This window comes from Pricia sp. (genome assembly GCF_041745955.1).
Classification (GTDB): Bacteria; Bacteroidota; Bacteroidia; order Flavobacteriales; family Flavobacteriaceae; genus Pricia.
This window is the reverse complement of sequence record NZ_JBGTHY010000434.1, coordinates 1-10,252: the sequence shown is the minus strand read 5'-3', so window position 1 is coordinate 10,252 and position 10,252 is coordinate 1. Positions and strand designations below refer to the sequence as shown.

The following is a 10,252-nucleotide window of genomic DNA, read 5'->3' as shown; positions in this document are numbered from 1 at the left end:
CGTCAATTGGAGAGATAGCGTTCAATTCATGTAAGGACATAGCTTTTATTTGGATGGATTTTTTCGGAAAAAGCAAAGATACTTGTTTTGGAAAAGTTTATGGTTTTATGACATTATAAGTTTAGTGTATAAAGGACCGGTGTCTGCATAATCCAATGCGCTAAATAATGTTTCTTGGGTTACGAAGCTTTGGCGATTAATATAGAAACCAGTGCGGGAACGCCCTTTACGGCCGTTTTGGGGATGATGGTCAAATTGGCGAAATCGTATTGCGAAACGCTGGGTTTGGGGTCGATAAAATATATGGGCACGCCCTCTTGCGCATAGTCCACCAGACTAGCTGCGGGATATACTTGCATAGATGTGCCTATGACGATGACAATATCGGCCGATTGGGTCTCCGCGGCCGCTTTTTCCAGCAGCGGCACTGCTTCGCCGAACCACACGATATGGGGCCGCAGTTGATGGCCTTGTTCGCATAGATCCCCGAGGTCTATATCTCCCTCGCAGTCTAAAATTGAACGTTCGTTTCCCGAACTCCGCATTTTCAAAAGTTCACCATGCAAATGTAGAACGTTGGAACTTCCCGCCCGTTCGTGCAGGTCGTCCACATTTTGGGTTATGATGGTACGTCGTAATGATGTTCGAGTTCCGCCAAAGCGAAATGGGCGCGATTGGGGGAAACTTCCTTTAATCGTTTACGTCTTTGGTTGTAAAAATCGAGTACCAAAGCGGGATTTTTGGCAAAACCCTGCGGGGAGGCGACTTCCATCACATCGTGGCCTTCCCATAGTCCACCGGCACCCCGAAAAGTATTAATGCCGCTTTCCGCACTTACGCCGGCACCGGTCAAAACGGTTATTTTCTTCATCCCATAAAAATAAAGAAAGTTTAGGCATTTTGGAACTGACGTATGACAAAAGGAAGTAGGACGAAAAATCCATCGGAAGAATCGAAAAGATCTTGGTTCTTTCCAAGATAAATAACCAGTTTTTATCAAATAGCCTAAAGTTTTTGGGTCCGCTTTCAAACATGAAAGATAATGGCCTCGGCCCTTGCCCCGAAGCGCAGAGGCAATCCTCGGGTGCCTACTCCCTTCGAAACGTACAAACGGCTTAGCGCGTTTTTATACCAGCCTTTGACGTAGTTGCCACTGCCATACGGGGTGAAAATAGCTTTTCCAAAAAAGGTTATTTGACCGCCATGGGTATGGCCCGATAAAATCAGTTTTATTTTTTGTCCGATTTTGGCGTTCATGGTATCTATTTCATCTCGATATGCCGGACAGTGGTTGAGAACAATGGTGTCTAATGATAAATCTAAATTTCGGGAAGCTTTCGAAAAATCAGGATAACCGCAGATATAGTCATCGACACCGACAATGTTCACGGTACGATCTTTCACCCTTAGCGTATGGTTTTGGTTGATCAAAAACTTTCCGTTATGTTTTTCATAGGTTTTTCTCAACGTGGCACTGTCGACTTGCCCCGTGTAATCTACATTGCCCATAATGGCAAATTTGGGGATGTCGTGATCGATCATGGCCAAAAAGGCATCCAAGATAGGGACCCCACGCATACTATTTACGGAGTCGCCGGTCACAAAAAGGGCATCGGGCCGCTCTTTGTTGATTCTTTCAGCCATGGTTTTATGAAAAGACTTAATGGAATTGATATGTAGGTCCGATAGCTGTATCATTTTTATCTTGTTTTCTGAACCATCGGAAATATCGAATTCCTTCCAATCGATAAGGTATCGCTCGAACCAAAATGAATCAAGAAACACTAAGCCCATGCTTCCCAAAAAAAGTGTGGTGAGAAAGTTTCTTCTACTGATTTTTGATTTCTTGATCGTTGGGATATCCATTATTGAGTTTTGATTTGTACCATATAAAAAAGGATAGCCTTAAGAGCATGGGATTGCGACGGTAAGCTCCGATAGGTCAAAAGCCATACCACACGTCTATAAAGGAAAACTTAAGAAAAACAGAAAATCGATAAATTGTAAGCGGAAAGCCTTTACTCATTCAAAACCTTGCTCCGGCACTTCCAGAAGGGCGATATCATATTCGTTGTCGAGAATTACCTTGCCATTTGCAACGATAACCTCGGTATCGGAGTACGTATCGTGGAGTAGGGTGCCATCACCGAAGAAGCCTTTAACCCAGAGCGATTTTTTTCCCTTGGGCAGATCGAGTCCGATGACCACTTTGTCCTTAAAATCGCCATCGACATAGGTTCTACTGAAAACGTAGGGTTCTTTGGCAAGCCTCAAATGTTTGCCTGCACCTACCGCCAAATGGTTATGCCTGAACTTCCCTAGTTTACGCCAATGCTCAAGCACTTTTTGGGTTCGGGGAATACTATCGATTTCGTCCCAGTTCATAAAAGAACGCAGCGTGGCATCGCCCATTACAGGATTGTCTTCAGTACCCTCTATGGTCAGGTCTCTAGCGGTTTCATCGCCATAATAGATTTGGGATGCGCCGGGCGTCAGCAACAAGATATTGGCAGCCTTTATGGGGTCGTTACGTTCGGCGTCGTAAGGATGGCCATCGTCATGGGATGTCAGGTAGTTCAGAATGCTTTTGTCCTTTAAGGTGGTATGCAGGATATCGCTGTATTTTGTGAACATCGTCTCGTAGTCTTGAAGCGCATCCGTCTTAAGATCAAAGTTGATCAGACTTTTAAAGCCGTGGTTGAAATAGTCGACTTTTTTATCCTTGAAATCATATTCCCTACCTCCTGAGATTCCATAGCCGTACACTTCCCCGACCATGAAAAAGGGAGTATCGTCCAACACTTCGTCAGGATGCATTTTTTTCCAGTTCGCAAAGGCGTGCGAAGCTTCTTTTTGTAGTTCCGCCCACGTATTTTCGTTTACGTGTTTTACGGTATCTACCCTAAAACCATCTATTCCTAGGGCGTTCACATAATCCGTTAGCCATTTTATGATATAGAATCTAGGTGCCCGTGGATAACCTGTACGTTCAAAGAACAATTGCAATTCGTCGAGTTCTTGGCTAAGACGGCCTTCTGCCTTCCACTTTGCCAAAAGGGCATCGGGCAGCTCGACAGCTTTATCGGATTCCGTATGGATATCAGGAAGGTTGTCGACCAATGTGCACTGAGTAGTACTCTGATAATCGGTATATGTACACGTCGGATCGGTACGTACCCATTTTTCGGGCCAAACGGGATCTTTTTCGGTAACGGGACCGGTGTGGTTCAGCACAACGTCCATCAGAATTCGGATGCCGTATCTATGAGCGGTTTCAACCAACTTTTCTAGGTCTTCCTTCGTACCAAAATTAGGGTCCAAGACCGTCCAATCCTTGGTCCAATACCCATGATAACCATAGGTGTTGCCTGTTTCTTCGTCGGTGCTACCATGAACTTGTTCCACTACCGGAGTAAACCAAATGGCATTAACTCCCAGTTCACTAAAGTAGCCCTGTTCCAATTTTTTGGTGATACCTGCAATGTCGCCGCCCATAAATCCTCTCAAGGGGCCGGTGGGATCCGTTCGCTCGAAATTCACGTCGTTCAAGGTGTCACCGTTATTAAAACGGTCGGTAAGTAGAAAATAAATAGTTGCGCCTTCCCAAGCAAAAGCGACTTTATTGGACGGTAGGACAATAGAATCTTTGATAGAAGATGTGTTTTCGATGGTATCGGTCTTTGCCTGCTTGCAAGAAACAAAAAAGGTCAAAAGCGCTATAGCCCAGAGCATTTTTTTCATGCCCTAAAGCTATAAAATGAAGGTGGAAAGGAAAAATATTTTTGATGCTATAATTTCTTTCATTTAAAATTGGTTTTTTGCCGTCCGCAATGCGCATGTCACAATACAAAAAAGTGTAGCACAAAGTACCCGTATCCACCTAATTTTTTCGATTGAGCACCTTGAAATCTTCATAACAACTGCTGATGGCATCAAGGATCTGAAGATCGTTGGCCGTTGAGATAAATGATTTTGAGTAATTGCAATTATTAAGGATATCCTGAATGTCTACTTTTTCTATCTGCAGCATTTCCATAAGGATTTCCCGATCGAATTTTGAGGCCAATAGATCACGGATCTGGTCATCCTCCTTCATCTTGCGCAATTTCTTCATCTGGTTAGGCTGTTTACCGAACAGATTACGTAGCAGGTCAGCAGGATTTAGAATTGCCCCCAAAACCTTGGTGACCGCACTAGCGCTTTTGTTGCCGGCTTCGTAGCCCACCGAAAGTCCTGAAATACTATATTGGTAGGCATTGTTGATGGGAAGATTTTTTACGTCTATTTCGAGATAGCCCGTAAGTTGATAGGGCCGCACGATAACCTCTTCAAGCGCATAGGCGAGTTCGGTCAACGAGATTTTAGTATTCTCGAACTTGAACATATCGTTGGTGACCCTTATTTTTTGGGACTTAAAACCTAAAAAGGAAAAATAAAGGGTGTCGTTTACCGCTGCGGTAATCGTGAATTCCCCTTTTTCGTTGGTAATCGTACCGACCACTTGATTGAGATTGATAACATGAACGCTTTCCATGGTTTTATCGCTCTGAGCGTTCACCACAACGGCATTAATTTCCTGTTCGACAGCCTCGTCTTCCTGTGAAAGCGCAATGCTTGTAAATAATATGCAAATTAGCACTAAAAATGGTCTCATTGAATCGGGTTACGGATTAAATGTACTAAACAAAACAAAAAAATACGCCGAAGCGTATTTTTTAATATACAATTAACTCTAAAAGTATGGTTTCAAAACAGTTTAAAAGAAATCGCTTCTGCTTTGCTTGCTCCGCCTTTTACCTGAACTGCCCGATTTTGCTTTCGCCCCATTTCTTTCACGACCTTTACTGCGGTCGCCACGATCGTTGAACTTGTTGTCCCCTCTTTTTCCTTTGCCTTTCTTACCGCGGTAACCGCCACCGCCGCTTCCATTTCCACTTCCACTTCCACCGCCGCCGGGATTTTCAGAAATCTCGACATTGATGAATCTTCCGTTCAGCTTGAAATCGGTAAAGAATTTGAGTATCTGATCGGTATGTTCGGTCTCGGTGTTAAAGAAGGAAAAAGAATCCTTGGTATCGACTTTATACACATCCTCTTGGCCTAGGCTCAAGGTATCTCGTAGAAAATCTTTTAAGGTCATCCAATCATAACCGTCCTTTTCGCCCACATTAATAAAATACCGTACAGATCCGTTCGATGATGACGAACCGCTACTTTCCCGATTTTCCCTGCTACCTCTGCTTTCTCTACTATCTGTCGTATTCAGGTCTTTGGTCTTGTTGTAGTAGTTCGAAAAGCGGGTAAATTCGACCGACACAATCTTTTTGATCAGCTCTTCACGGTCGATACCCTCAAAAACCTCATTGATAGCGGGCAGATAATTTTCTACATCCTTGTTTATCTTGGTTTCCTTGATTTTGTTGGCCAGGTGATATAGCTGCGTCTCACAGATTTCAATACCTGTGGGAATCGTTTTTTGGATAAAGTTTTGTTGGATTTTTTTCTCTATGGATTTTATCTTCCGCATCTCACTGCGGGTCACAATGACCATTGAGATTCCCGATTTGCCGGCACGGCCCGTACGCCCACTTCTATGGGTGTAAACTTCGATTTCATCCGGAAGCTGATAGTTGATAACGTGTGTGATGTCATCGACATCGATACCACGTGCCGCTACATCGGTAGCGACCAGCATCTGGATCTGCTTTTTTCTGAAGGAATTCATGACCAGGTCCCGCTGGTTCTGGCTAAGATCACCGTGTAGGGCACCGGCATTATAGCCATCTTCGATCAGTTTTTCCGCAACGCGCTGGGTATCCCTTTTCGTACGGCAAAAGACCACCGAAAAGATATCGGGATTGGCATCGGCCAGTCTTCTTAAGGCAGGGTATCGGTCCCGGCCGCCTACCACGTAGTACTCATGGTTTACCGTTGAGATACCTGCATTTCTGATACCTACGGTAATCTCAACGGGATTGTGCATGAATTTCTTGGCGATTTTTGAAACTTCCTGCGGCATGGTGGCCGAGAACAACCAAGTGCACTTTTCTTTTGGAGTGTTGCTGAGAATATCCTTTATATCCTCATAAAAGCCCATATTGAGCATTTCGTCCGCCTCATCAAGAATACAATAGCCGATTTTGGAAATATCGACAAGTCCGCGTCCGATCATGTCCTTCATCCGACCCGGGGTGGCTACCACTATCTGTGCTCCGCGCTTAATCTGCCGTGCCTGATCGGTGATGCTTGCCCCGCCATAGATGGCGACGGTATTCACTCCTTTTACGTACTTTGAATAGGCCTGCATTTCATTGGTGATCTGCAAGCAGAGTTCGCGGGTAGGGGAAAGGATCAATCCTTGTGTGGTACGGCTGTTGCTATCCAGTTTTTGGATAAGCGGAAACCCGAAAGCCGCGGTTTTTCCCGTTCCGGTCTGGGCGAGTGCGACCAGGTCGGTCTCGCTTTCCAAAAGAATGGGGATTGCTTTTTCCTGTACTTCCGAGGGGGTTTCAAAACCCATGTCGGCAACAGCATCTAATAGAGGCTTGTCTAGCCCCAATGCTTCAAATTTTGTCATAATGTGTTATCGTTAATCGCAAATATGTGTGTTGTAGAGAGCGATTAGCGTATAACCCATTGGACTTCCGTACAACACCTGCCATACCGGCGGCGTTAAAAATGGCGGCAAAGGTACGTTTATTTATCGAGATATGCTATTTTCTAAAAAGCGTAGCAGTTGTCGTATGGCTTTTCCCCGGTGTCCGATCTGATTTTTAGTTGCAGTGGAAAGTTCCGCAAAGGTCTTTTCATACCTCGCAGGCCTGAAGATCGGGTCGTATCCGAAACCGCCGTCCCCTCTTTTTTCCTTTGTGATTTCACCTTCTACGCTGCCCTCGAAGATATGTCGGTCTTTAGCAAGATTAAGGGCGATTATGGTCGTAAATCTTGCTTTTCTGCCACTTTGGTCTTTTAGGGCCGTCAGTAGTTTGTCTATATTGTCACCGGCATTCTTTTGTTCACCAGCGTAACGTGCGGAATATACTCCGGGGGCACCATTCAGGGCATCCACAAGAAGTCCTGTATCATCGGCAAAACAGGACAGGCCGAATTTTTCGGTAATATAATCGGCCTTGATCCGTGCGTTCTCTTCCAAAGTTTTTCCCGTTTCGGGAATTTCTTCCGTACAACCAATATCGGTCAGCGACACCAGATCGATATGCGTAGGAATCAGTTTTTTGACCTCAGCGAATTTGTTTTGATTGTGTGTTGCGAAGACGAGTTTCATTCTTGTAAAAATAGTAATTTTAGCGCATGAAGTTAAAAATTCCCCCTATCGTTGTCTTTTTGGTTTCCGGATCGTTGATGTACCTACTCGCCGAATTTCTGCCCGCCGGGTATTTTGATTTTTTTGGCCGCCATTACCTTATGATTTTTTTGGCCGCGTTCGGTATTGTAATTGCGGGAGTAGCACTTTTCCAGTTTTACGCTGCAAAGACCACGATAGACCCTACACAGCCCGATAAGACAAAAAAATTGGTGGTCAACGGAATTTATGCCTATTCCCGAAACCCGATGTATCTTGCAATGCTGTTGCTGTTGCTGGCATGGGGCATTTGGCTGGGCAATGCGTTCAATACCCTTTTGGCCGCTGGTTTTGTAGCCTATATGAACCGATTTCAAATCGAACCCGAAGAGCACGCGTTAACGAAAATTTTCAATAAGGACTACAAACAGTATTGCGTATTGGCCCGAAGATGGTTTTGATACTAGAGTATGTTTAAAAACACTGGTTTCCCAAAACCTTCCGAAATTTCGGGATTCGGAATTTAGGTAAATTGTCGTGTACCCCTAAACAATGTTGAATTACATTTATATATAAGCATTTTAACTTATAATCCATAATATTAGCTAATTCAATTATATATTGATATATTAGCGTTTTAACTTATATTTTATATGATAGCGATTATTACAGGCGATATTATAAATTCCGAGAACTATGAGGTTTCCGAGTGGCTCGGTATATTAAAGAAGTATTTGTCCAAATTTGGTGAATCGCCTACTGATTGGGAGGTCTACCGTGGCGATGAATTTCAATTGAAAATACCCAGGGAAGACGTGCTTGGCGCGGCAATACACATCAAAGCCTTGATAAAGACCATCAAAGGGCTAGACGTGCGCATGGGCATAGGTCTCGGCACCGAAACCTTTAGGGGGGTGGGGGTCAGCGAGTCGAACGGGCCAGCATACCATCGATCCGGTAGAACCTTTGAATCCCTAAAAGAAGATAAACTGAACCTCACGATTGCGACGGGCAGCGGTTTCTACGACGATACCTTAAATCTTATACTCAAATTGGCCCTCGACTTCATGGATGACTGGAGCACCGTTTCCGCAGAAATCGTGGTTTTGACCTTTGAATATCCCAAAGCTTCGCAAGCCGATCTGGCCAAGCGACTGGGCATTCAGCAATCGGCCGTGAGCCAACGCCAAAAAAGGGCACGTTTAGACCTCGTCTTTGAACTACTTGAGTATTACAATAAAATTTTAAAAGATATGAACCGATGCTGATTTTCACCAAACTTCTACTGGCGCATTTAATTGGGGATTTCCTGATACAGCCCACCCGCTGGATCGTTCACAAGGAAGCGAACAAGGTCAGATCTAAATACCTATATATACATATAATGCTGCATTTTGTGCTGACCATGATACTTTTGTGGGATTTGCAGTACTGGAAACTGGCCTTGATTATCGCCGTCTCCCACTACTTTATCGATTTGGCCAAACTATACGTCACGCCTTTGTTCAAATTGGGGAGCATCCCTTTTTTCATTGATCAGGTTTTACATTTGGCCGTTTTGTATGCTGCTGCCTACTCCGGCAATCTGGTAGGGCATACGATTGCCCTCTTCGAAAAACTGGATTGGCCATTGGTCAACGCCATTGTATTTGTCACCTTTCCCGCCGCAATCATGATGGAGAAATTACTACAAGCCATGGGCGATAAGATAGCGTTGGACCATAAATCCCTTCCCAATGCGGGAAAATACATCGGCATTATCGAACGCCTTTTTGTTCTGATGTTCATTATATTAGGCCGTTGGGAAGCTATCGGATTATTGATAGGAGCCAAATCCGTCTTTCGTTTCAATGATTTAAAGGAAAGCAATAACCGGAAGCTCACAGAGTATATTCTGATCGGCACGCTTCTGAGTTTCGGTCTCGCCATTGTGACAGGAATTATTTACAGTGGATAAGACGAAATCAATAAAAATTTTATCTTTACTTTTGTGCCCTTATTTTGAATTTAAACACCATTTCCGTGCGTTATACGGGGGGGAATGGTTTCAATAGATATATGGTAAACACAGGTAGAAAGTACGTATTCGATTTCGATAGCACTTTGACCAGGGTAGAGGCCTTGGATGTTTTGGCGGAGATGACCCTGGCGGGAAATTCCAATCGTGAGGAAATCATAAGGAAGATCCAGGAGATTACCAATTTGGGCATCGATGGCGATATCTCCTTTACGGAATCCTTGGAAAGGCGTATTAAATTATTGAACGCCCATAAAAATGACCTAGAGCCTTTGGTCGAAGAACTACGGCAGAAAATTTCAAAATCCATCGAAGCGAACAAGGAGTTTTTCGAAAAATTCTCCGATGATATCTATGTGATTTCCTGTGGATTTAAGGAGTTTATCGATCCTATCGTAAAGGAATACAACATTCCATCGGACAGGGTATATGCCAACACCTTCGAATTCGATGGCGAAGGGAAGATTATCGGGTTCGACGAAAATAACTTACTCGCTTCCCATAATGGAAAAATCGAGTGCCTAAAGCGCTTGAACCTCGAAGGAGAGGTGCAGGTTATCGGCGACGGATACAGTGATTATGTGATGCGGGAAGCCGGAATCGCCCACAAATTCTTCGCCTATACCGAAAACGTACACCGCGAAAAAGCCGCTACTAAAGCCGATTATATAACACCGAATATGGATGAATTTTTATTTGTGAACGACCTTCCCAGAAACATTTCCTACCCCAAAAACCGCATCAAGATATTGTTGTTGGAAAATGTGCACCCTAACGCTTTCGAGAACCTGTCAGGGGACGGATTTTCAGTAGAATTGCTAAAAAATAGCATTCCCGAAGACGAACTTATCGAAAAGATCAAGGGGGTACACGTACTGGGTATCCGATCGAAGACCCAAGTGACCCAAAAGGTGCTTGACGCCGCCAACAAG

General features: G+C 44.2%; 9 protein-coding genes and 1 pseudogene. 4 read left to right on the top strand and 6 right to left on the bottom strand.

Going from position 1 to position 10,252, the window contains the following annotated elements; translation table 11 throughout:
• Nucleotides 1-179: 179 nt before the first annotated feature.
• The 6 genes and pseudogenes from ACEW8S_RS15315 to ACEW8S_RS15290 form a co-directional block, all read right to left on the bottom strand.
• Nucleotides 180-871, bottom strand: a pseudogene (locus tag ACEW8S_RS15315) (NAD-dependent deacetylase).
• A gap of 155 nt (nt 872-1,026) precedes the next feature.
• The gene (locus tag ACEW8S_RS15310; protein ID WP_373518998.1) at nt 1,027-1,866 is read right to left on the bottom strand and encodes a metallophosphoesterase; all 840 of its coding nucleotides are present in this window, start codon (nt 1,864-1,866) and stop codon (nt 1,027-1,029) included.
• A gap of 156 nt (nt 1,867-2,022) precedes the next feature.
• Nucleotides 2,023-3,741 (bottom strand): alpha-amylase family glycosyl hydrolase, encoded by a 1,719-nt coding sequence (locus tag ACEW8S_RS15305; RefSeq protein ID WP_373518997.1) that lies wholly within the window; start codon nt 3,739-3,741, stop codon nt 2,023-2,025.
• Between the two features lie 139 nt (nt 3,742-3,880).
• Nucleotides 3,881-4,654, bottom strand: a complete 774-nt coding sequence (locus ACEW8S_RS15300) for a carboxypeptidase-like regulatory domain-containing protein (RefSeq protein WP_373518996.1) — start codon at nt 4,652-4,654, stop codon at nt 3,881-3,883.
• Between the two features lie 102 nt (nt 4,655-4,756).
• Complete coding sequence (locus ACEW8S_RS15295; RefSeq protein WP_373518995.1) at nt 4,757-6,577, bottom strand: DEAD/DEAH box helicase; 1,821 nt, start codon at nt 6,575-6,577, stop codon at nt 4,757-4,759.
• A 123-nt stretch (nt 6,578-6,700) separates the two neighbouring features.
• Nucleotides 6,701-7,285, bottom strand: coding sequence for a non-canonical purine NTP diphosphatase (locus tag ACEW8S_RS15290; RefSeq protein WP_373518994.1), 585 nt, complete (start codon nt 7,283-7,285; stop codon nt 6,701-6,703).
• Nucleotides 7,286-7,311: 26 nt separating this feature from the next.
• Here ACEW8S_RS15290 and ACEW8S_RS15285 point away from each other — a divergent pair, with 26 nt between their 5' ends.
• From ACEW8S_RS15285 to ACEW8S_RS15270, 4 genes are all read left to right on the top strand, one after another.
• On the top strand, nt 7,312-7,764 hold the full coding sequence (locus ACEW8S_RS15285) for an isoprenylcysteine carboxylmethyltransferase family protein (RefSeq protein ID WP_373518993.1): 453 nt from the start codon (nt 7,312-7,314) through the stop codon (nt 7,762-7,764).
• 192 nt (nt 7,765-7,956) lie between these two features.
• Nucleotides 7,957-8,571 (top strand): sigma factor-like helix-turn-helix DNA-binding protein, encoded by a 615-nt coding sequence (locus ACEW8S_RS15280; RefSeq protein WP_373518992.1) that lies wholly within the window; start codon nt 7,957-7,959, stop codon nt 8,569-8,571.
• The gene (locus ACEW8S_RS15275; RefSeq protein ID WP_373518991.1) at nt 8,565-9,260 is read left to right on the top strand and encodes a DUF3307 domain-containing protein; all 696 of its coding nucleotides are present in this window, start codon (nt 8,565-8,567) and stop codon (nt 9,258-9,260) included. The genes ACEW8S_RS15280 and ACEW8S_RS15275 overlap by 7 nt, the downstream gene beginning before the upstream one ends.
• Nucleotides 9,261-9,361: 101 nt before the next feature.
• A partial coding sequence (locus tag ACEW8S_RS15270; RefSeq protein ID WP_373518999.1) for an HAD-IB family phosphatase occupies nt 9,362-10,252 on the top strand: 891 nt, incomplete at its 3' end.